The following is a 19,745-nucleotide window of genomic DNA, read 5'->3' as shown; positions in this document are numbered from 1 at the left end:
TACTTCTAGGGGTGAACGACCTCGGGGAGATCGTAGGTCTGGCGCACGATATCCCAGGCTTCATCGGCGGTATCGACGAACGAAAACAGCTTGAAATCGTCGGGCGAAATCGTGCCCTCCTCGGCCAGCGCCTCGAGGTTGATGACCCGGTTCCAGAACGCCTTGCCGAACAGCAGCAGCGGGATGCGATCCATGCGGCCGGTCTGAATCAGGGTCAGCGCCTCGAAAAATTCGTCCATGGTGCCGAAGCCGCCGGGAAAGATGGCGACCACTCGGGCGCGCATCAGAAAGTGGATCTTGCGCGTCGCGAAATAGTGGAAGTTGAAGGAAAACTGCGGCGTGACATAGAGATTGGGCGCCTGCTCGTGCGGCAGCACGATGTTGTAGCCGATCGAGGGCGCGCCGACATCGGCGGCTCCGCGGTTGCCTGCCTCCATCACGCCGGGTCCGCCGCCCGTCGCCACGACATATTCGGAAAAACCGGTGGTTTTCGAGGTCAGCGAAGCCAGCCGCGCAAAGCGCCGGGCCTCGTCGTAATAGATCGAATTCTTTTCCAGATTGGCTTTCGCGATATCGGTCTTGGCCGCCCAGGCGGGCTTGCCGGGCTCGGGAATACGCGCGCCGCCGAACAGGACGACGGTTGAATTGACGCCGGCCTCGCGCAGGCGCGTTTCGATCTTCTGATATTCGAGCTGAAACCGGACCCCGCGCAAATCCTCACTGGTCAGGAACTCCTCATCGGCAAAGGCCAACCGATAGGCCGGAGACTGCGTCTGGGGTGTTTGCGGCGAATGGCGGACTGCTTCCATATCCTCTTGGGACGAGCGCAGAGAGGAATGGCGTTTGCGGCCCATGGCAGGCTCCTTGTTTGTCGCGACGCGGCTCATAGCTACAGGCCCGGTGTTAAGCGGGGATGGCGGTTTTTCCAAGGGAAAACGGATTTGTTTGGTTCCGGTTTAAGCATGACGAGCCGCCCGACGGCCATGGACCTCGGTTTGCTGCTGATGGATAGACGGCATGGGGCGATGAACGCTCCGCACAGTTAGTTTTAGTATGAAGCTTCCATCGCCCCATGCGCCCGGGATTTTGGGCTTATGGCGGCGTTCTCGGGCTGGGGGTTGTTGGGAAGCCACCGTTGCCGATGATTTCCCGCTGCCCCTCCGGGTTTCCCCGGTGCGACGTGGGAGTGATTGGATTGGTGGTCCGCTCACACCTTTTATCCACATCCGGCCATCTGTCCGCTTTGGGCCTTCCCCACGGCGACCCGTGAGGAACCCGAACCGATCCCGCCCAAACGTTCGTAGCGCTTGCGTCCATATGCGCGGGGTCGTGAGGGGGAGTATGGGGGAAGTGCAGAGGGCGGGGATAAGTTTTTGGCGCGGGTGTCTGTGGAAGCTCAGCGCCCCCCTCATCCCCGGCCCTTCGAGCCCCCGCCTTCGCGAGGGGCAGGCTCCGCTCTCATGGCCTTCTCACCTCCAATCGTGCCACCGGCACGATTGGCCAAAGGACGGCTCGAAGTCTCCCACCAGGGGAGAAGGGGGCTCTTGGGGGAGCGTTACGGCTGGGACCCAAGCGCTGAGTGTACTGGATCCCGGCTCAAGGCCGGGATGACGGTTGGGGGTGGTGTGATGGTGGGGATAAGCAGTTGGGCTGCCGGAGACCTCAACGGTGGAGCGTGGTGAGAGTCGGAGATGGGGCAGCGTCCTACCCTCACCTCCAACGTGTCACCCCGGGCTTGACCCGGGGCCAGGTATGCGCGCCGGTTCCGGCTCTTGCCATGACGCAAGCTCAGCGCCCCCCTCATCCCCTGCCATTCGAGCGTAGCTCTCATGGCCTTCTCACCTCCAATCGTGCCACCGGCACGATTGGCCAAAGGACGGTTCGAAGTCTCCCACCAGGGGAGAAGGGGGCTCTTGGGGGAGCGTTGGGGATACAAGCACCGGTTGGTGTTTACCCCCATTACCCTTCTCCCCTGGTGGGGCGACACAGGTGGGGGTGAGGCAGGGCATTACTCCGTCTTCGGCCCCACAGCGAGCGGCGCGTGCGGGGATTGAGCGCGCCTCAAGGCGCCCAGAATTCCTGCGCCTCGGCGCCAAGGGTTGCGACGAGCTTGTCGAATGCGGGTTCATCCACATGCCGCCGCAGTGCCCATGCGACATCGGCGATGACTGTATCGGGGGAGAAATTGTGGTGCTGGCGGACCAGTTGCACCTCGCGGGTGAGTGTCGGGCGATCGGTCCAGGGCCGGCGGTCATCAAGGTTCCAGTTGGCAACGAAGATGGCGCGCAGTACGGCTGGCAGCAGGTCGGCGAAACCCAAGGCATCCTGAGGATCGAGCCTGGCCCGGAACACCTGGAACACCCCATCGGTCGCCGTATAGGCCACATTGCGCGAGGGCGTATCGAGCCGATCGCGGGCGTCGGTGAGATAGGCCTCGAACTCCTCGGTGGCGTGCTGGTAGATCATGGGGCGCGTCATCGTCGGGCTCCTCAACTGCGGGCATGGGCCTCGGCGATTGAGGGTTCCGTCCCTCCAATGCTTGGGCTATGGTCCGCGCCGAATTCTCCTTCCCCTAGACTCTAGAAGGCCAACACTCCCCATGTCCATGAGCGAGCTTGCCGCAACCATCGATGCCGCATTCGAGGCGCGCGACACCGTCAATTACCAGACCCAGGGCGAAGTCCGCGACGCCGTCAACACGGCGCTCGGGCTGCTCGATTCGGGTGAGGCGCGGGTGGCCGAAAAAGGTGCGGATGGCGAGTGGGTGGTCAACCAATGGCTCAAAAAGGCCGTGCTTTTAAGCTTCCGCCTCAACGACATGGAAGCCATCCCCGGCGGTCCAGGCGGAGCCAACTGGTGGGACAAGGTGCCCTCCAAGTTCGAGGGCTGGGGCCAAGACCAGTTCCGTCAGGCCGGTTTCCGCGCCGTTCCCGGCGCCATCGTGCGCCGCTCGGCCTTTATCGGCAAGAACGCTATCCTGATGCCGTCCTTCGTCAATCTGGGCGCCTATGTGGATGAGAGCACCATGGTCGACACCTGGGTGACGGTGGGCTCGTGCGCCCAGATCGGCAAGCATGTGCACCTTTCGGGCGGCGTGGGCATCGGTGGCGTGCTCGAGCCGCTGCAGGCCGGCCCGGTGATCATCGAGGATCATTGCTTTATCGGCGCGCGTTCGGAAATCGTCGAAGGCGTTGTGGTCGGCGAAGGCTCGGTCATCTCCATGGGCGTCTTCATCGGCCAGTCCACCAAGATCATCGACCGGACCACCGGCGAGGTGTTCTACGGCAAGGTACCGCCCTATTCGGTGGTGGTGTCCGGTTCCATGCCGGGCAAGCCCTTGCCCGACGGCACGCCCGGCCCCAATCTCTACTGCGCGGTGATCGTCAAGCGGGTCGATGAAAAGACCCGGTCCAAGACCTCGATCAACGACCTGCTGCGCGATTAAGCCCGGACCATGACGCACCCCGCCGTATCGCTTTTGGCCGATCTCATCCGGCGCCCGTCGATCACGCCCGTCGAGGAAGGCGTGCTGGATGTGCTGGAAGCCTTTCTCGCCCCGCTCGGCTTTAACTGCACGCGGCTGAAATTCGAAGGCGACGGCTCCTATCCGGTCGACAATCTTTACGCCACGCGCAAGGGTTCGGCCAATAGCGGGCCGCACCTGCTGTTTGCCGGCCACACCGACGTGGTGCCGCCCGGCGATATCGCGGCCTGGACGCATGATCCGTTCTCGGGCGAGATCGTCGACGGGATGATGTGGGGGCGCGGGGCGACCGACATGAAGAGCGGGGTCGCCGCCTTTTGTGGGGCAATGGCCGAGCTCGTCAATTCGGGCGCGCTCGAAAACGGCACGGTCTCTCTGGCCATCACCAATGACGAGGAAGCCGACGCGGTCAACGGCACCAGGAAGATCCTCGAATGGGCCGATGCCCGGGGCGAAAGGTTCGATTTCTCCATCGTGGGCGAGCCCTCCTCGTTCGAAACCTTCGGGGATTCGATCAAGATCGGCCGGCGGGGATCGGTTTCGGGCCGGATCACCGTCACCGGCAAGCAGGGGCACGTCGCCTATCCGCAGCGCGCCAACAATCCCATGCCGGTGGTGGCGGAAATCGCCCGTGCGCTCTATGTGCCGCTCGACGAGGGCACGGCCCATTTCCAGCCGACCAATCTCGAAGTCACCTCGATCGATGCCGGCAACCCCACCGCCAACGTCATCCCCGAGCAGGCGAGCCTGCGGTTCAACGTGCGGTTCAACGACAACTGGACCGGCGAAACGCTGCTGGCCGAAATCCACAAACGGCTCGGCGCGGTCGATGCGCGCGGCACGACGATCGGCTTCGAACAGATCGGGCCGGTCTCGCGTTGCTTCATCTCGCCGCCCGAGGGCCATGTGGCGCATCTGTGCGATGTGATGGAGGCCCATAACGGCATCCGGCCGCAGCTTTCAACGATCGGGGGCACATCGGACGCCCGCTTCATTTCGCAATATTGCCCGGTGGTCGAGTGCGGGCTGGTGGGCGCCACCATGCATCAGGTCAACGAGCGTGTTCCGGTGGCCGATGTGGAACGGCTGGCCGCCTTCTATGCGCGCTATACCGAGGCCTTCCTGTCGCGGGGGGCGCAATGATCGCCTCGCTTGCCGGATCGCCCGTCGCCCTCTACATGTTGGTCAACGCCCTTTAGGATCGATGTTCGTGTCGCAACCCCAGCCCACCCTTATGGAGGAAACCCGCTCCGCGGTTGTCGGATGCTGGCGCCTGATCATCGGCCGGCGTGACGCGCCGGGCTATTTCTTCACCGACCTGCGCGGGCTGGCTTCGAGCTTTATCGCGCTTTTGGCGTCGCTGGTCGTCACCTTCCTCTTTTCGGCCCTGGTGGCGCCGGCGGGCGCGGGCGGCTCGACCTTTGCAGCGTTGGTCCAGAACGCGCTGCTTTATGCCGGCATCATGAGCGCGTCGTGGGTGGTGCTGCGGCTGACGGGACTGACCGACAGGTTCGTCGCCTTCGTCACCGTCGAGAACTGGGTCAACGCCATCGTTTCGGTGATCCTTGCCGTCGTGGCCCTGGTCACCTTCAGCGCGGAATTGATCCTCATCCTTGCCGTCGTTATCGGCTTTCTGGCCCGGATCAACAATGCGCGGCTGGTGGTGGGCATGAAGGCGGGACAGATCGTCATGCTCATCGTCGTCCAGACCATCGGCATGATGATCGCGTTGCTCGCGGTCGGGGCGATCTACGGCCCGGCGCCCACCCCGGAGCTTTGAGCGTGGCCGCCGCCAGCCGCTCGTCGCTGTTCCAGGAAGCCGCATGGGCCATGGGTGGCACATGGCGGCTGCTGCTGGGACGGCCGGAAGCGCGGGCCTTTTTCGATTTTTCCCAGCGCGGGCTGGCAGGCAGCTTCATTCCGCTGGTGATCGCCACCGTGGTTCTGGTGGGCTTTATCGGCGCGGGCTCGGCCGGGCAGACCGGGATATCGGCAGCGATGCAGATATTCATCCTTGGCGCCATCGCCACGCTGCGGTTTTCGGCCTTGCGGATCGTCCTGCCCCGGCTCGACGCGCTGCACGCCTTCCGCCCCTATATGGTGGCAAGCAATTGGGCCAGCGCCATTCTGTTCGCCACGATGATGGCCGTCACCTTCGGGGGCGTTTTCGTCGCCGCATTGATCCTAGGCCCGGCATCGGGGTCAACGCTGGTGGGAATGGTGCTGGCGCTTTGGGGGGCGGTAGGCTTCGCGCTGCTGGTCATCGAGATCAACATCCTGCGCATCGTGGCCCGGCTGGGCGCCGCCGAAATCGTGCTGGCGCTCGCCGCGCAGCTCTTTGCCATCCTTGCCGGCCTCTATCTCATCGGCCAGATTTTTCAGGGATAGTCGACGCGCATCAGGTAGAGCCCGGCTGCAGGCGCCATGGGGCCGCAACGGGCGCGGTCCCTGGCCTCGAGCGCTTCCTTGAGATCATCGGCGCTCCAGCGTCCCTCGCCCACGAGCTTGAGCGACCCGGTCATCGAGCGCACCTGATGGTGCAGGAAAGAACGGGCCGATGTGGTGATGACGATCGCATCTCCCTCGCGGGTCACATTGAGCCTGTTGAGGGTGCGGAGGGGCGAGTTGGCCTGGCACTGTGCGGAGCGGAAGGTGGTGAAGTCGTGCCGTCCCACCAGAACCTGGGCAGCCCGATCCATGGCCTCTGCGTCCAGGGGCACCGGCACGTGCCAGACCTTGTGCTCCTCGAGCGCGGGCCGCGCCCGGCGGTTGAGGATGCGATACTCATAGTGCCGGGCGGTTGCTGAAAATCGTGCTTCGAAATCCCCGCCTACGTCCTCGCAGGCTAGAATGGCGATCGGATGGGGGCGCAGATGGTAATTGAGGGCTTCGGAGATGCGGAACGGATCCCAGGCGCGGGTGAGGTCGAAATGGGCGACTTGGCCGCGCGCGTGCACGCCGGCGTCGGTGCGCCCGGCGGTCTGGGTGCGAACCGCTTCGCCGGAGAATTTCTCGATTGCCTCTTCGAGCGCTTCCTGGATGGACATCGCATCGGCCTGGCGTTGCCAGCCCACGAAGGGGGTTCCGTCATATTCGATGGTGAGTTTATAGCGGGGCATCTAGCCCACCGTCTTGCCCGTGAGATCGCCCGCGCCGCGCAGGAAGGCCTCGGCGTCCATGGCGCCCTTGCCCTCGCGCTGGACCTGGGCGAGGCGCACGGCGCCGGTGCCGCAGGCGATGGCGAGCCCGGAGAGGACGGTGCCGGGCGCGCCCTGCCCCTGGGCAAGCGTCGAGCGCAGCGCCTTGACGCGCACCGGCTTGCCGCCCAGTTCGATTTCGAACCAGGCGCCGGGGAAGGGGGAAAGGCCGCGGATGTGGTTGTGCACCTCGGCCGCGGGGCGGGAGAAGTCGATCCGGGCTTCGACCTTTTCGATCTTTTTGGCGTAGGTGATGCCGGTTTCGGGCTGGGGGGTGAAATCGAGACCATCGCGTTCGAGGGCGGCTAGGGCGCGGCCCATGAGATCGGCGCCGCGGCGCATCATTTCGTCGTGGAGTTCGCCGGCGGTCATGTCCGGGCCGATGGGAATTTCCTCGACGAGGCCGACGGGGCCGGTGTCCAGCCCCTCCTCCATCTTCATCACCGAAGCGGCGGTGCGGGTGTCACCCGCCATCACCGCCCGCTGGATGGGCGCGGCGCCGCGCCAGCGCGGCAGGAGCGAGCCGTGGAGGTTGAGGCAGCCCTTTTCCGGCGCCTCGAGAATGGCCGGAGGCAGCAGCAGGCCATAGGCGACGACCACCGCCACCTCGGCGCCAAGGGCGGCGAAGGTCGCGACATCGGCGGGATCGCGGAAGTTCTTGGGCGTGAAAACGGGAATGCCGAACTCTTCGGCGGCGAGATGAACCGGCGATCTGCGCTCGGACTGCCCGCGACCGGCTGGCTTGGGTGCGCGCGTGTAGCAGGCGATGACCTCATGGCCGCGCATGACGATTTCGGTCAGCGTGGGCACGGCGAAGTCGGGGGTGCCCATGAAGACCACCTTCATCATCGATCTCCTGATGATCTAGCTGGCGAGCCGCGCCCGCTTCTGGAATTTCTTGTTCACGCGGTCGCGCTTCAGGCGCGAGAGATAATCGATATAGAGCACGCCATCGAGGTGGTCGATCTCGTGCTGCATGCAGACCGCAAGCCGGCCGGTGGCGTGGCGGGTGACTTCCTCGCCCTCGGGTGTCCAGTACTTGACGGTCACTTCGGCGGGCCGCTCGACCTCGTAATAGAGTTCGGGGATCGAAAGGCAGCCCTCTTCGGACACCGCCGTCTCTTCGCTCAATCCGACGATCTCGGGGTTGACCATGGCGATCTTGCCGGAATCGGGGTTTTCCTCGTCGGCCAGATCGATGACCACGACGCGCTTCATATAGCCGATCTGCGGACCGGCCAGTCCGATGCCGGGGGCATCGTACATGGTCTCGAACATGTCCTTGACGGTCTTTTTGAGTTCGTCGTCGAACGCCTCCACGGGCTCGGCCACCTTGCGCAGCAGAGGATCGGGCAGGATGAGGATTTCGCGTACGGCCATCGGATACTCTTTCGGTTGAAGCGCACTGGTTAATCCACGCAAGCAGGCGCGGTCAAGCAAAGCGGATATGGGAGCGAGCGAATCAGATAACAAGAACATTATGGAAACAGTGCTCCTCACGCTGGGCGGCGTGCCCATCACCATCACCGAAACCCTGGCCGGCGGGCTGGGGCTGGCGGTGCTGCTGCTCATCGTGCTTTTGATCAGCCAGTCGCGCGCGGCGCGGCAGCGCGAAGAACAGGCGACCCTGGACGCGGCGCGCACCGCCGAGATGGAGCGGCACATGGCCGACATGATGCGCATCCAGTCGGAAATGACCGGGCGCATGCAGACCATGAGCGAGATTTTCGGCACCCGCACCTCGGATCTGGCGCGGGTCTTGACCGAGCGGATCGACGCCAATTCGCATCGGGTCAATCAATCGATGACCGAAACCCGCACCAAGACCGAGGAAACACTGACCAAGCTCAACGAGCGGCTGGCGGTGATCGACAGGGCACAGACCAACATCACCCAGCTTTCGGGTGAGATCGTCTCGCTGCAATCGATCCTGGCCAACAAGCAGCAGCGCGGCGCTTTTGGGCAGGGGCGGATGGAGGCGATCATCGCCGATGGGCTGGCGATGGGCGCCTATTCGTTCCAGTCGACGCTTTCGAACAATTCGCGTCCCGATGCGCTGATCCACATGCCAAACGGCGCGCCCTCGCTGGTGATCGATGCCAAGTTCCCGCTCGAAGGCTGGCAGCGGATTTCCGAAGCGGACACACCCGAAGCGGTGCGTGCGGCGATGGCCGCGTTCCGCAGCGATTTTGCAACCCATATCAAGGCGATCTCGGAAAAATACCTGATCGCCGGGGAAACCCAGGACACCGCTTTCATGTTCGTGCCCTCGGAATCGATCTTTGCCGACCTGCACGAGCGGTTCGAGGATGTGGTGCAGAGGGCGGCGCGGGCGCGGGTGGTGATCGTTTCACCCTCGCTGCTGATGCTCTCGATCCAGGTGGTCCAGGCGTTGCTGCGCGACGTGCGCATGCGCGAGCAGGCCCACATCATCCAAAAAGAGGTCATCGCGCTGCTCGAGGACGTCAACCGGCTCAACGACCGGGTGACCAAGCTCAAGACCCACTTCACCCAGACCCAGGCCGATGTGGACCAGATCCTGATTTCGACCGGCAAGGTGACCAAGCGCGGCGAGAGGATCGAAGCGCTCGAATTCGAGGACGAGCCCCCCTCACTTCTCGAATGATCGGCAACCCTGAATGGGGTGCTCGCGTTGGCATCAAAACAGCACTGCCAAGGAGTACCGTCATGGCCGAACATCCCCACGAGGGCCGCGTCGTTCCCGTCGATCAGGCCATGGGTGACGATGCCAATCCGCTCGCCGCGCTGATGCCGATGAGCCTCGATGAGATCAACGACTATCTTTACGACGAAAGCCGGCCCGCCGAAGAACGCCTCGATCGGCTGCGCGAAATCCGGGACAATCTGGCCGGGCTTGAAGCCTCCGACGTGGGCAGCGATGTCGACGCCCTGCGCGACGAAGTCGCCGCGGCCATCGCTTCGCTGGAAGGGGCCGAGCTTTCGGCGCCCGACGATGCGGCGACGAGTTTCGACCCGGCAGACCACATCGAGGCGCAATCGCCCGATGATGAGGATGCGATCACCCGTATCACGGGCGAAGAGGATGCCGAAGACGACGAGGACGAGCAGCGCTAAAGCGCCGCTCAGCTAGCCAGCTTCCGCGCCCCATTGGCGGCTGGTGCCGGTTCGATGCGCGTGTGGCGGCCGCGCACGATATCGTGATAGGCGGCAATTGCCTGTGGGCGGCCAAACCAATAGCCCTGCGCAGAATCGCAAATCTCGGTGCGCAGGAAGTCGAGTTCTTCTGCTTGCTCAACGCCTTCGGCCATGATGGGCAGGTTGAGCCCCTTGCCCAATCCCACAACCGCCCTGACGATCGCGGCAGCCTGATCGTTGGTGTGAACTGAACGGATAAAGGATTGATCCACCTTAATTCGGTCAAAGGGGAAGGCGCGCAGATTGGAGAGCGAAGAATAGCCGGTTCCGAAATCATCCATGGCGATCCTGACGCCGAGCGCCTTGATCTTGCGCATGGCCGAGAGTGCGCGGTTCATGTTGCGGATCATCGCCGTTTCGGTGATCTCGATCTCCAGCCGGGAGGGACTGAGGCCGGTTTCCCCGAGCACCTGTTCGACCAATCCCACGAAATTGGGGGAGTGCAACTGCACCGGAGATACGTTGACGGCAATCATGAGTGGGTTGGACCAGCTTGCAGCTTCCTGGCACGCTGAGCGCATTACCCATTCGCCGAGCTGGAGCACGAGGCCGCTCTCTTCGGCAATCGGGATGAATTCGGATGGCGGAATTTCACCCCGTTGGGGATGACTCCAGCGCAGCAAAGCTTCGAACCCGGTGACGTCCCCACTCCCGATATCGACCTGAGGCTGGTAGACGAGCGAGAGCTGGTCGCCTGCCATGGCCTGGCGCAAATCATGCTCGAGCTTGCGGCGGTCTCGCACCTGAGCGCCCATCTCAGCTTCGAACAGGCGGTAGGTGCCACGACCTTCTCCCTTGGCGCAGTACAGCGCGGTATCGGCAAAAGTCATGAGCTGCTCGGCAACGCGCGCATCATTGGGGAAAATGGCAATGCCGACTGAGGCCGAAATCAGGCCACCCTCCCCCGCGACATTGGCCTGCTCAAAAGCGTCGAGCAGCGCGCGCGTGGCAGTGGCGGCCTGGCTGGCGGAATCGAGATCGGGCAGGATCAGCGCGAATTCGTCCCCGCCCAGACGGGCGGCAAACTGATTTCCCACCAGGCTGGCTTCGATGATCGAGGCGACTTTCTGGAGCAAGGCGTCGCCTGCGCCATGGCCGAAAAGATCGTTGACCTCCTTGAACCGGTCGAGATCGAGGCACAGAACCGCGAGTTTGGTGCGGGCCAGCGTCGCGCGGGCTATCTCGGCATCGAGACGATCGTTGAAGCTGGATCGATTAGCCAACCCTGTCATGGCGTCGTGATGGGCCAAGGAAGCGGATATGACTCTCGGCCTGCTTGCGGGCCCGCAAATCGCGCACCGCTATGGCGTGGTGGGGGCGCCCGCCGAAATCGACTTCGCGAAGCACCACCTCGACCGGGATCGTTTCGCCCCCATTGCAGACGAGTTCGGTTTCGGCGAGCTGGTTAGCCTGTTCGAACAGCGCCTCACACCCCTCGGGCGCCAACAGATCGCTGATTGGCCGACCGACAAGGGCGTCGGCTTCCTTGCCCAGCAGGCGCTGCAGGCTTGAATTGACCGCCACGACGGTACGGCCGTCGCAGACCACGAGGCCTTCCACGGCGGCATCGGCCAGCCCTTTCATGCGGCTCTCTTCAAGTTCGGCCCGTTTGCGGTCGCGCAGATCGAGATACATGCCGCCCAGCGCTGCGAGCAAGATGAGGATGGAGACGATGCTCACCGCCAGTGAAAGAACGCCAGGACTGGCCTGTCCGGCGAGAGCGACAGGGTAGCAGTTTTCAAACCCTGCGGCGCCCATGGCGGTGAAATGCATCGAACAGATGGCCAGGGTAAGCAGCCCCGTGCCGGCGAGGCGGGCGCGCCAATTGCGACGGGCGGCACCGACGGCAAACGCAGCCGCGCCAAGCACCATGCCGGCGATGACAGACACCGCCACCAGCCCGGAATTCCAGGCGATCTGTCCGCCCACCTGCAGGGCGGCCATGCCTGTATAGTGCATCGAGGAAATACCCAGGCCGACGATGGCGCCGCCGAGCCAGAGATCGGAAAGCCGCCGGCCCAAGCCGGCCATGCCCAGCCCTGCCCCGCAGACGCCGATGGCAATCAGCAGCGAAGCGGCCGTAGCGCCGATATCATAACTCACCGGGAAGCCCATCTCAAAGGCGAGCATGGCCACGAAATGGGTAGCCCAAATGCCGAAGCCGACGGAAATGGCGGCTACGCACAGCCAGACCGCCCGCATGGCGCCAGATGAGCGACGGGCGTGGGCAAGCATTGCGACGCCGGAAAATGCGGAGAGCGAGCAGATCAATGCGGCAAGCGCCACCAGCCGCAGATCGTGCTGGAAGAAGAACGTCGTCAATATCTCACGCATGGTGAGCCCCGTCATCACTGAACTCCGGCTGTTCTGCGGGCCAATAGGTAAACAATGCTATAGGAACCAACCCAGCCGTCTGCTGGATCGAAAGGCAGGATTAACAATGGATTATACCCCCTTGGCGGTGGGGGCTAGAACCGGGTGCGGGCCTTGAGCGCCTGGCTGAGCGTTCCCTCGTCGAGATAATCGAGCTCGCCCCCCACCGGCACGCCATGGGCCAGACGGGTAATGGTAATGCCGGTATCGGCGAGCCGGTCGGTAATGTAATGGGCCGTGGTTTGGCCCTCGACCGTGGCGTTCACGCCGATGACGATCTCTGAATAGTCAGACGCACGCCTCAGGAGCGCATCGATGCTCAGATCATCGGGGCCGACGCCATCGAGCGGGGAGAGCACGCCGCCCAGGACGTGATAGCGGACCGGACCGATGCCGGCGCGCTCCAGCGCCCAGAGGTCGGCAACGTCTTCGACCACGATCAGCAGGCCAGATTCGGCGCGGCGCGGGTCGGAACAGATCGTGCAGGGCGAAACCGTATCGATATTGCCGCAGCTTTCGCAGACCTTGACCGCCGCCACGGCGCGCTCGAGGGCGGCGGCGAGCGGGATCATCAACTGCTCTTTTTTCTTGATGAGATGCAGCACCGCGCGGCGACCCGAACGCGGCCCCAAACCCGGCAGGCGCGAGAGAAGCTGAATGAGCTGTTCGATTTCCGGCCCGCCGGAAGGGTTGGACATTTCGACGATCCTGATACTGCCATCTTGGCGGACGAGCCGCAGGCGAGGACCCCCGCGCAATCTTTCGCGCGCCCCGCCTAAGGCGTCAAAACGGAAATTTCATGCCCGGCGGGATTGGAAGGCCGGAGGTCATTTCGCTCATCTTTTTTTGCAGAAATTCCTCGCCCTTGCGCCGCGCATCGGCGTGGGCGGCGACGATCAGATCCTCGACGATTTCAGCGTCTTCCGGCTTGAACAGGGACGGATCGATCTTCAATCCCTGAAGGTCGCCCTTGGCGGTCATGGTGACGGTGACCATGCCGGCGCCGGCGCTGCCCTCGACGAGATGGCTGGCGGCCTCGGCTTGCATCTCCTGGGCACGCTGCTGGAATTCCTGGGCCTTCTTCATCATGCCCATCAGGTCTTTCATAGGTCGTCCTCCGGATCGATGGGAGCTTCGAAATGTTCGGGTGCCGCTTCGGTGTCTTCGGCACGGGTCTTGATGTTGACCAGCCTGGCGCCGGGGAAGGTTTCCATCACGGCTTTGACCAGGGGATCTTCCAGCGCCTGGCTGCGCGCATCGTTTTCGGCCGCCTGGCGCGCTTCGCGCATGGTGGGGGCGGAAATCTCGCGCGTGGAAATGGTGACCATCCAGGGCCGGCCGGTCCAGTCCTTGAGCTTGGCCGAAAGGGCGGACACGACGCCAGGATTGGCCGTGGGGGTCAGCGCCACTTCGATACGACCGACCTCGAAGGAGACGGGTTTAAGGTCGGACTCAAGGGCATGCTTGATGGCGATATCGCGCTTTTCGCCTGCCAAAGCCACGAGTTGCGCATAGGTCTGCGGCATCGGGCGGGCCGACGCCTGCGGCGCGTTCTGAGGTATGGGCGCGGCCTGGGCCATGGGCGCTGTCGCGCGTGCCTGAAAGCCGCCGCCATTGGGCGATGGAGCCGAAGGGGCGGGGCCGGAATCGGGCGGCAAGGAATTGAGCTTTTCGATCAACTCGTCGGGGCTGGGCAGATCTGCGGCGTAGGCCAAACGGATCAGCACCATTTCGGCGGCCTGCAAGCCATTGCCCGATTGGGCAATCTCGCCAAGCCCCTTGGACAGGATCTGCCAGGTGCGGGTCAGAACCCGCAGGCCGAGCTTTTGCGCCAGTTCAGCCCCACGGCTGCGCTCGTCCGGCGTTAAAACCGGATCGTCGGCGGCGGAGGGAACGATCTTTATGCGGGTGACCAGATGAGTCAGTTCGGCCAGATCGGTGATGATCGTCGTGGGATCGGCACCAGAATCGTAGAGCGCCCGCGCATCGTCGAGCGCTCCGGCGATATCGCCGGCCATGAGCTTTTCGAAAAGATCGATGATGCGGGCGCGATCGGCCAGCCCCAGCATATCGCGCACCGACTGTGCGGTGATCTCACCGCCGCCATGGGCGATGGCCTGATCGGTCAGCGACAGGCAATCGCGGGCCGAGCCCTCGCCAGCCCGCACGATCATCGCAAGGCCTTCGGCCTCGACGGGAATCGATTCCCTTTCGAGCAGACCGGAAAGATAATCGGTCATCACCTCGGGCGAAATGCGGCGCAAATCGAAGCGCTGGCAGCGCGAGAGGATGGTGACCGGGACCTTGCGGATCTCGGTGGTGGCGAAGATGAACTTGACGTAGGGGGGCGGCTCTTCGAGCGTCTTCAAGAGCCCGTTGAAGGCCGAAGTCGAGAGCATGTGCACTTCGTCGATGATGAACACCTTATAGGGCGCGCTCATCGGCGGAGTGCGGGTCATGGCGTTGATTTCGCGGATGGAGTCGATGCCGGTGTTGGACGCGGCGTCCATTTCCATCACATCCACATGGGTGCCCGCGATGATCTCGGCGCAGTGGATCCCTTCTTTGGAGAGATCGAGCGTGGGGTGCGCGCCGGTCTCGTCGGCATAGTTGAAGGCGCGGGCCAGGATGCGGGCCGTCGTGGTTTTTCCCACCCCGCGCACGCCGGTCAAGATAAAGGCGTGGTGAATGCGCCCGGTCTTGAACGCATTGCCCAGCGTCTGGACCATGGCGTCCTGCCCCACAAGGCTCTCAAAGCTCGTTGGCCGGTATTTGCGGGCCAGAACCTGATAGGGCGTTGCTGGGGTCGTGGGGGTCACCATCGCGTGCCATTGTGAGGGAGAAGTGCCCCGGGGGCGAATTCAAAGTGGAGGCTGACGACGACCCGTGCCGTACTCGTTAGGGCTGCTTCCTTCCGGACCTGACCCGGTTGGCGAGCGGTTCGTCCGCCACCAACCTCCGCCCCCTATGTGCTGCATCGGGGAGGCGTTTGCAAGGGGGCAGGCCAGACTCTATTCAAGGTGCGGAATCGGCCACCGGATAGATGCCCAGGAGCTTGAAGTGATCCGAGAAAAAGCCCAGCTCCTCGAGCGCAAGCTTGACGTTGTGGTCGTCGGGATGCCCTTCGATATCGGCATAGAACTGGGTGGCGGTGAACGAGCCGCCGACCATATAGCTTTCGAGCTTGGTCATGTTGACGCCATTGGTCGCGAACCCGCCCATGGCTTTGTAAAGGGCCGCCGGAACGTTGCGGACGCGGAAGACGAAGGTGGTCTTGACTTTGTTGCCATTGGGCTTGGGCCGGATCGGCTCGCGGGCCATGATCAGGAAGCGCGTGGTGTTGTGGGATTCGTCCTCGATGTTTTCGGCGATGACGTCGAGGCCGTAAGTTTCGGCGGCAAAGCGCGAGGCGATGGCGGCGATCTTGCGATCACCCTTTTCGGCCACCTCACGCGCCGAGCCGGCGGTGTCGACCGCGTTGATGGTGCGCAGATTGTGCCGGGCGATGAATTTGCGGCACTGGCCCAGCGCCACAGAAAGCGACTGCACGGCCTCGATCTCGGCAAGAGTGGTGCCGGGCACGCCCAGAAGGTTCATGCGCACCGGCAGGTAGTGCTCGCCGATGATATAGAGCCCGCTTTCGGGGAGGATATGATGGATATCGGTGATCCGCCCATAGAGCGAGTTTTCCACCGGAACGACGGCATATTCGGCCTCACCGCTCTGCACGGCGCCCAGGGTCTGCTCGAAAGTCACGCAAGGGAGCGGTTCGTCCGCCGGGAACGCCTCGCGGGCCGTGGCGTGGCTAAAAGCTCCTAATTCTCCCTGAAAGGCGATCTTGCGTGACATTGTGACAGTCCCTTTAGAAAAATGTGCGCGCACCTAACGCCGTGCTCCGATGGGTGTCAATTGCGCGAAAGGCGCGTAAGAAAAGGGCTTGCGGGATTGTCGCACCCGGCCTATGCCGGTTGCGCGGACCAAAGCTTCCATTTATGGTCCGCGCGCGGGCTTTAGGGGTGAATCCGGGGCTTTGGCGCGAGACCTTCGCCGGTCTTGCCGCTCGGTTTGCCGATCGGAGCCCGTTATTTTGCGTTCTGCTTGCCGGCGCTCGGGCGGGAATAACGGTACGGAGAGACCGAGGTTATGAATTCATTTGAACTCAACAAGATTTTCGGTGCCATTCTGGGCACCCTGGTCTTTGTGATGGGTGTCGGCTTTATCGCCGACGAGATCTATGCCCCCATCGAGGGGCGCGGCGCCGATTACGCGCTGCCCGAACCCGCCGCCGAAGGCGAGGCCGGCGGGGAAGATGCCCCGGGCGTGCCCTCGATAGCGGCGCGGATGCAGACCGCCTCGGCCGAAGAAGGCGAGAGCCTCATCACCCGCTGCCAATCGTGCCACGATTATTCTCCCGCCAATGAGAACCGCGTTGGCCCCGGCATCTACGGCATCGTGGGCCATCCGATCGCCAGCCATGAAGGCTTCAGCTATTCCGACGCGCTCGCAGCGCTGGGCGAAGCTGGCGAAATCTGGGACTACGAACACCTCGATGCGTTCATCGAAAACCCGCGCGCTCATGTTCCCGGTACGCTGATGACCTTTGCCGGTCTTGCCGATCCGGAAGACCGCGCCAATCTTATCGCGTTCCTGCGGGAAAATTCCGACGATCCGTACCCGCTGCCCGAAGCTCCGGCAGAAGAAGCGCCCGCCGAGGGCGAAACCGCTGCCGAAGGCGAAGCTCCGGCCGAGCAGGATCCGATCTGGGCGGCCATGGCTGCCGTGACGCCGGAAGACGGCGAGGCGCTCATCGTGCGCTGCCAGTCCTGCCACGACTATTCGGAAGCCAATGCCAACCGCGTGGGGCCGGGCCTTTACGGCGTCGTCGGCCAGCAGATCGCGCACCATGAGGGCTATTCCTATTCGGACGCGCTGGCTTCGCTCGGCGCCGAAGGCGAAACCTGGACGCCCGAGAACCTCTCGGCCTTCCTCGAATCCCCGGCTGACTTCGCGCCCGGCACGCGCATGGCCTTCCCCGGCATCGCCGATGTCGAAGACCGCGCCGCGCTGATCGTCTACCTCAATACGCTTTCGGAAAATCCGATGGACCTGAGCGGTGGCGCAGCGGGCGGCGAGGCCGAAGCCGCTCCCGCCGAAGGCGACGCCGCTCCGACCGAAGGCGAAGCTCCGGCTGAGGAAGCCGCTCCGGCAGAAGAAACCGCTCCTGCCGAAGCTGAGGAAGCTCCCGCCGAACAGCCTGCCCTTGAGGAAGTCGAGCAGCTCAATCTCGAGGAAGAGGGAGAGGCGGCCGCTGAAGAGGCTCCTGTCGTCGAGGTCGAGGCTCCGCAGGACGAAACCGTCGAGGATCCCAACACCCAGGTTCCGGGTGCCGATCAGGAGATGGACAATCCTGCCGAGGAGATCGGCACAGGCCGTTCCTGGCGGAATCCCAACATCTTCACGCAATGACACACGCGGCATAAGCCTCTTACCCTTTGCTCGTCGCGTGTCCGAACCGCAAAACCGTTTCCACTTTTGCTGGACACGCTCTAGTAACAGAACCGCGCTCCTTCGAAGGGAGCGCGGTTTTTTGTTGCTATGAGGGAAGAGACTATGGCGCTGCTGCTGCACCTTACAGGGATCGATGAATCGGGATGGGCCAGGGGATTCAATGAGGCCCTACCCGGCTATCGCGTGCTCACCCGCGCCGAACAATACGACCCCGCCGATATCGAATATGTTTTTGCGTGGCGGCCAGCAGCCGATGCCTTCGAGGGCATGAGCAATCTTAAGGCTATTCTCTCGCTCGGCGCGGGGGTCGATGCGCTCATGGCCCATCCCGCACTGCCGGATGTGCCCGTGGTTCGATTCGTCGATGACGAACTGACCCATTGCATGAGCGACTATGTGATCTCCCAGGTCACCATGCACCAGCGCCTCTTCACCCGCTATGCGGCAGACCAGAAGGCCAAGCGCTGGAGGCAGTACTACCCGCCGGCCAGCCATGAGATCACAGTGGGAATCATGGGGCTGGGGGTGCTGGGCACCGATGCCGCCCTCAAGCTCAAGGCGATCGGCTTTTCGGTCACCGGCTGGAGCCGCACGCTCAAGGAGGTCGAGGGCGTCAAGCTCTTCGCCGGCACCGATCAGCTCGACGATTTTCTCGCGGCGACCGATATTCTCGTTTGCCTTCTGCCTCTGACCGAGGAAACGCGCGGCATTCTCAACATGGAAACGTTCAAAAAGCTCCGGCGCGACGGGCTGACGGGCGGGCCCGTGCTGATCAATGCGGCGCGCGGCGGCCATCAGAAGGAAACCGACATCGCTGCCGCGCTCAAGGACGGCATACTGGCGGCGGCAAGCCTCGATGTCTTCGAGGTCGAGCCTCTTCCCGTCACCAGCCCGCTCTGGGAACTCGACAACTGCTTCATCACCCCCCATATCGCGGCGATTTCCAATGAGCGTAGCGGGGTCAACTATTTTTCGCGCATGATCCTCGAGCACCGGGACGGCAAGCCGCTGCGCAATGTGGTGGACCGCGACCGGGGCTATTGAGCCGCCAGATCGAGTTCCCAGACCTGTTCGACCAGTTCGTGTCCGAAAGCGGTGTAAGCGCGTTCGGACACGATCTTGAAGCCTGCCGCCACATAGATGCGGCGAGCTGCAATCAGGCAATCATGGGTCCACAGTGTCATGCGCGTAAAGCCGGAACGCCGCGCAAAGTCCATGGCCTCTTGGACCAGACGCCGCCCTACGCCGCGGCCGCGAAAACGCGGTTCGGCATAAAGCGTTCGCAGTTTGGCCACGCCGGGTTCGCCAGCCGGAACCACGGCGGCCGAACCGGCAATGGAACCGTCGATCTCGGCGATCCACAGCGCCTTGTTTCCGTCCTTGAGCCCGATGAAATCGGCATAGATGCGCGCCAAAAGCGCCTCGAACTCGACGTTCCAGCCATATTCGAGATTGTAAAGCTCGGCCTGCCGGTGGATCAGCCAGCCAATTTCGCCCACACGCGGCGGACGGAGGACGAGTGCAGCCGTACCGGAGGCCGGTTCGAGCAGGCGCGAGATCTCCGCCATTGCGGCGAGCAACCGACCTCTCTCCCCTGATCCGAGCGGCGCGAGAATGGCCGAGGCGGCCTCATCGCTCAGGCGATTGAGATTTTCACACGCCTCCTCGCCACCCCGCGTGAGCGAGAGGATGGACACTCGGCGGTCGCTTTCATCGGTTACCGCGGTAAGAACGCCGGCGGCAGCGAGCCGTTTGATCAATCGGCTCAGATGCCCCCGGTCCATGCCCAATGCGTCGGCCAGAGCACCAGCAGTAGTCTCGCCAAGCCGTCCCACCTCATGGATGACGCGCGCTTCGGCCAGTGGAAACGGGCTTTGCAGCAGCCCCTCATCCAAGAGGCCGATGATGCGTGTGTAGAAGCGATTGAAGGCGCGCAAGCGTGCGACAGGATCACCGACATCGAGCATAGCCAACCTCCGAGGACAATTGACTATGCAATCATATAT

Annotated in this window: 20 protein-coding genes and 1 other RNA gene; 8 read left to right on the top strand and 13 right to left on the bottom strand. The window is 63.4% G+C overall.

Going from position 1 to position 19,745, the window contains the following annotated elements; all coding sequences use genetic code 11:
* Window positions 1-5: 5 nt before the first annotated feature.
* Together NO932_RS02255 and NO932_RS02250 are read right to left on the bottom strand one after the other, a co-directional pair.
* Window positions 6-854, bottom strand: a complete 849-nt coding sequence (locus tag NO932_RS02255) for an LOG family protein (RefSeq protein WP_375142816.1) — start codon at window positions 852-854, stop codon at window positions 6-8.
* A gap of 1,207 nt (window positions 855-2,061) precedes the next feature.
* Window positions 2,062-2,478 carry a DUF2267 domain-containing protein gene (locus NO932_RS02250; protein ID WP_309209396.1) on the bottom strand — a complete coding sequence of 139 codons (417 nt, stop codon included), beginning with the start codon at window positions 2,476-2,478 and terminating at the stop codon, window positions 2,062-2,064.
* A 121-nt stretch (window positions 2,479-2,599) separates the two neighbouring features.
* Here NO932_RS02250 and dapD point away from each other — a divergent pair, with 121 nt between their 5' ends.
* The 4 genes from dapD to NO932_RS02230 all read left to right on the top strand — a co-directional run bounded on the left by dapD (window position 2,600) and on the right by NO932_RS02230 (window position 5,872).
* The gene (gene dapD / locus NO932_RS02245; RefSeq protein ID WP_309162835.1) at window positions 2,600-3,445 is read left to right on the top strand and encodes a 2,3,4,5-tetrahydropyridine-2,6-dicarboxylate N-succinyltransferase; all 846 of its coding nucleotides are present in this window, start codon (window positions 2,600-2,602) and stop codon (window positions 3,443-3,445) included.
* A 9-nt stretch (window positions 3,446-3,454) separates the two neighbouring features.
* Complete coding sequence (gene dapE / locus NO932_RS02240; protein ID WP_309209395.1) at window positions 3,455-4,627, top strand: succinyl-diaminopimelate desuccinylase; 1,173 nt, start codon at window positions 3,455-3,457, stop codon at window positions 4,625-4,627.
* A gap of 67 nt (window positions 4,628-4,694) precedes the next feature.
* Window positions 4,695-5,264, top strand: a complete 570-nt coding sequence (locus tag NO932_RS02235; protein ID WP_309162840.1) for a hypothetical protein — start codon at window positions 4,695-4,697, stop codon at window positions 5,262-5,264.
* 2 nt (window positions 5,265-5,266) lie between these two features.
* Window positions 5,267-5,872 (top strand): hypothetical protein, encoded by a 606-nt coding sequence (locus NO932_RS02230; RefSeq protein ID WP_309209394.1) that lies wholly within the window; start codon window positions 5,267-5,269, stop codon window positions 5,870-5,872.
* On the opposite strand, the gene truA is transcribed toward NO932_RS02230, so the two are convergent.
* Genes truA through def form a run of 3 tightly spaced genes read right to left on the bottom strand, consistent with a single transcriptional unit; the run spans window position 5,863 to window position 8,061 of the window.
* Window positions 5,863-6,603 (bottom strand): tRNA pseudouridine(38-40) synthase TruA, encoded by a 741-nt coding sequence (truA, locus tag NO932_RS02225; RefSeq protein WP_309209393.1) that lies wholly within the window; start codon window positions 6,601-6,603, stop codon window positions 5,863-5,865. The two genes, NO932_RS02230 and truA, sit on opposite strands and share 10 nt — an antisense overlap.
* A complete protein-coding gene (fmt, locus tag NO932_RS02220) occupies window positions 6,604-7,527 on the bottom strand; it encodes a methionyl-tRNA formyltransferase (protein WP_309210971.1) in 924 nt (307 codons plus the stop codon). It abuts the gene before it with no gap.
* A gap of 18 nt (window positions 7,528-7,545) precedes the next feature.
* Window positions 7,546-8,061 (bottom strand): peptide deformylase, encoded by a 516-nt coding sequence (gene def / locus NO932_RS02215; RefSeq protein ID WP_309209392.1) that lies wholly within the window; start codon window positions 8,059-8,061, stop codon window positions 7,546-7,548.
* Between the two features lie 100 nt (window positions 8,062-8,161).
* Between def and NO932_RS02210 the strand changes: the two genes are divergently transcribed.
* On the top strand, window positions 8,162-9,307 hold the full coding sequence (locus NO932_RS02210; RefSeq protein WP_309209391.1) for a DNA recombination protein RmuC: 1,146 nt from the start codon (window positions 8,162-8,164) through the stop codon (window positions 9,305-9,307).
* A gap of 62 nt (window positions 9,308-9,369) precedes the next feature.
* Window positions 9,370-9,777 carry a hypothetical protein gene (locus NO932_RS02205; RefSeq protein ID WP_309209390.1) on the top strand — a complete coding sequence of 136 codons (408 nt, stop codon included), beginning with the start codon at window positions 9,370-9,372 and terminating at the stop codon, window positions 9,775-9,777.
* Between the two features lie 8 nt (window positions 9,778-9,785).
* On the opposite strand, the gene NO932_RS02200 is transcribed toward NO932_RS02205, so the two are convergent.
* The 7 genes from NO932_RS02200 to NO932_RS02170 form a co-directional block, all read right to left on the bottom strand.
* Window positions 9,786-11,090, bottom strand: coding sequence for an EAL domain-containing protein (locus tag NO932_RS02200; protein ID WP_309209389.1), 1,305 nt, complete (start codon window positions 11,088-11,090; stop codon window positions 9,786-9,788).
* Window positions 11,074-12,207, bottom strand: coding sequence for an MHYT domain-containing protein (locus NO932_RS02195; protein WP_309209388.1), 1,134 nt, complete (start codon window positions 12,205-12,207; stop codon window positions 11,074-11,076). Before NO932_RS02195 ends, NO932_RS02200 begins: the two co-directional genes overlap by 17 nt.
* Before the next feature lie 119 nt (window positions 12,208-12,326).
* A complete protein-coding gene (recR, locus tag NO932_RS02190) occupies window positions 12,327-12,929 on the bottom strand; it encodes a recombination mediator RecR (RefSeq protein ID WP_309209387.1) in 603 nt (200 codons plus the stop codon).
* Window positions 12,930-13,014: 85 nt separating this feature from the next.
* On the bottom strand, window positions 13,015-13,338 hold the full coding sequence (locus NO932_RS02185) for a YbaB/EbfC family nucleoid-associated protein (RefSeq protein ID WP_309162851.1): 324 nt from the start codon (window positions 13,336-13,338) through the stop codon (window positions 13,015-13,017).
* Window positions 13,335-15,053, bottom strand: a complete 1,719-nt coding sequence (locus NO932_RS02180) for a DNA polymerase III subunit gamma/tau (RefSeq protein ID WP_309209386.1) — start codon at window positions 15,051-15,053, stop codon at window positions 13,335-13,337. Before NO932_RS02180 ends, NO932_RS02185 begins: the two co-directional genes overlap by 4 nt.
* A 43-nt stretch (window positions 15,054-15,096) precedes the next feature.
* Window positions 15,097-15,191: signal recognition particle sRNA small type (gene ffs / locus NO932_RS02175), an RNA gene on the bottom strand.
* A gap of 55 nt (window positions 15,192-15,246) precedes the next feature.
* Complete coding sequence (locus NO932_RS02170; RefSeq protein WP_309162855.1) at window positions 15,247-16,080, bottom strand: prephenate dehydratase; 834 nt, start codon at window positions 16,078-16,080, stop codon at window positions 15,247-15,249.
* Window positions 16,081-16,374: 294 nt separating this feature from the next.
* Here NO932_RS02170 and NO932_RS02165 point away from each other — a divergent pair, with 294 nt between their 5' ends.
* Together NO932_RS02165 and NO932_RS02160 are read left to right on the top strand one after the other, a co-directional pair.
* A complete protein-coding gene (locus NO932_RS02165; protein WP_309209385.1) occupies window positions 16,375-17,697 on the top strand; it encodes a cytochrome c family protein in 1,323 nt (440 codons plus the stop codon).
* 144 nt (window positions 17,698-17,841) lie between these two features.
* The gene (locus tag NO932_RS02160) at window positions 17,842-18,783 is read left to right on the top strand and encodes a glyoxylate/hydroxypyruvate reductase A (RefSeq protein ID WP_309209384.1); all 942 of its coding nucleotides are present in this window, start codon (window positions 17,842-17,844) and stop codon (window positions 18,781-18,783) included.
* Here the strand turns inward: NO932_RS02160 and NO932_RS02155 are convergent.
* Window positions 18,777-19,706, bottom strand: a complete 930-nt coding sequence (locus tag NO932_RS02155; protein WP_309209383.1) for a helix-turn-helix domain-containing GNAT family N-acetyltransferase — start codon at window positions 19,704-19,706, stop codon at window positions 18,777-18,779. The genes NO932_RS02160 and NO932_RS02155 overlap by 7 nt on opposite strands.
* Window positions 19,707-19,745: the final 39 nt, after the last annotated feature.

The sequence above is a fragment of the Pelagibacterium sp. 26DY04 genome (assembly GCF_031202305.1).
Taxonomy (GTDB): domain Bacteria; phylum Pseudomonadota; class Alphaproteobacteria; order Rhizobiales; family Devosiaceae; genus Pelagibacterium.
This window is presented reverse-complemented; position numbering and strand designations above follow the sequence as displayed.

Excerpts from the sequence above, each read along its gene's own strand:
- NO932_RS02255 (WP_375142816.1), bottom strand. The coding sequence starts at position 854 with ATGGGCCGCAAACGCCATTCCTCTCTGCGCTCGTCCCAAGAGGATATG.
- NO932_RS02250 (WP_309209396.1), bottom strand. The coding sequence starts at position 2,478 with ATGACGCGCCCCATGATCTACCAGCACGCCACCGAGGAGTTCGAGGCC.
- dapD (WP_309162835.1), top strand. The coding sequence starts at position 2,600 with ATGTCCATGAGCGAGCTTGCCGCAACCATCGATGCCGCATTCGAGGCG.
- dapE (WP_309209395.1), top strand. The coding sequence starts at position 3,455 with ATGACGCACCCCGCCGTATCGCTTTTGGCCGATCTCATCCGGCGCCCG.
- truA (WP_309209393.1), bottom strand. The coding sequence starts at position 6,603 with ATGCCCCGCTATAAACTCACCATCGAATATGACGGAACCCCCTTCGTG.
- fmt (WP_309210971.1), bottom strand. The coding sequence starts at position 7,527 with ATGAAGGTGGTCTTCATGGGCACCCCCGACTTCGCCGTGCCCACGCTG.
- def (WP_309209392.1), bottom strand. The coding sequence starts at position 8,061 with ATGGCCGTACGCGAAATCCTCATCCTGCCCGATCCTCTGCTGCGCAAG.
- NO932_RS02210 (WP_309209391.1), top strand. The coding sequence starts at position 8,162 with ATGGAAACAGTGCTCCTCACGCTGGGCGGCGTGCCCATCACCATCACC.
- NO932_RS02205 (WP_309209390.1), top strand. The coding sequence starts at position 9,370 with ATGGCCGAACATCCCCACGAGGGCCGCGTCGTTCCCGTCGATCAGGCC.
- NO932_RS02200 (WP_309209389.1), bottom strand. The coding sequence starts at position 11,090 with ATGACAGGGTTGGCTAATCGATCCAGCTTCAACGATCGTCTCGATGCC.
- NO932_RS02195 (WP_309209388.1), bottom strand. The coding sequence starts at position 12,207 with ATGACGGGGCTCACCATGCGTGAGATATTGACGACGTTCTTCTTCCAG.
- recR (WP_309209387.1), bottom strand. The coding sequence starts at position 12,929 with ATGTCCAACCCTTCCGGCGGGCCGGAAATCGAACAGCTCATTCAGCTT.
- NO932_RS02185 (WP_309162851.1), bottom strand. The coding sequence starts at position 13,338 with ATGAAAGACCTGATGGGCATGATGAAGAAGGCCCAGGAATTCCAGCAG.
- NO932_RS02180 (WP_309209386.1), bottom strand. The coding sequence starts at position 15,053 with ATGGTGACCCCCACGACCCCAGCAACGCCCTATCAGGTTCTGGCCCGC.
- NO932_RS02170 (WP_309162855.1), bottom strand. The coding sequence starts at position 16,080 with ATGTCACGCAAGATCGCCTTTCAGGGAGAATTAGGAGCTTTTAGCCAC.
- NO932_RS02165 (WP_309209385.1), top strand. The coding sequence starts at position 16,375 with ATGAATTCATTTGAACTCAACAAGATTTTCGGTGCCATTCTGGGCACC.
- NO932_RS02160 (WP_309209384.1), top strand. The coding sequence starts at position 17,842 with ATGGCGCTGCTGCTGCACCTTACAGGGATCGATGAATCGGGATGGGCC.
- NO932_RS02155 (WP_309209383.1), bottom strand. The coding sequence starts at position 19,706 with ATGCTCGATGTCGGTGATCCTGTCGCACGCTTGCGCGCCTTCAATCGC.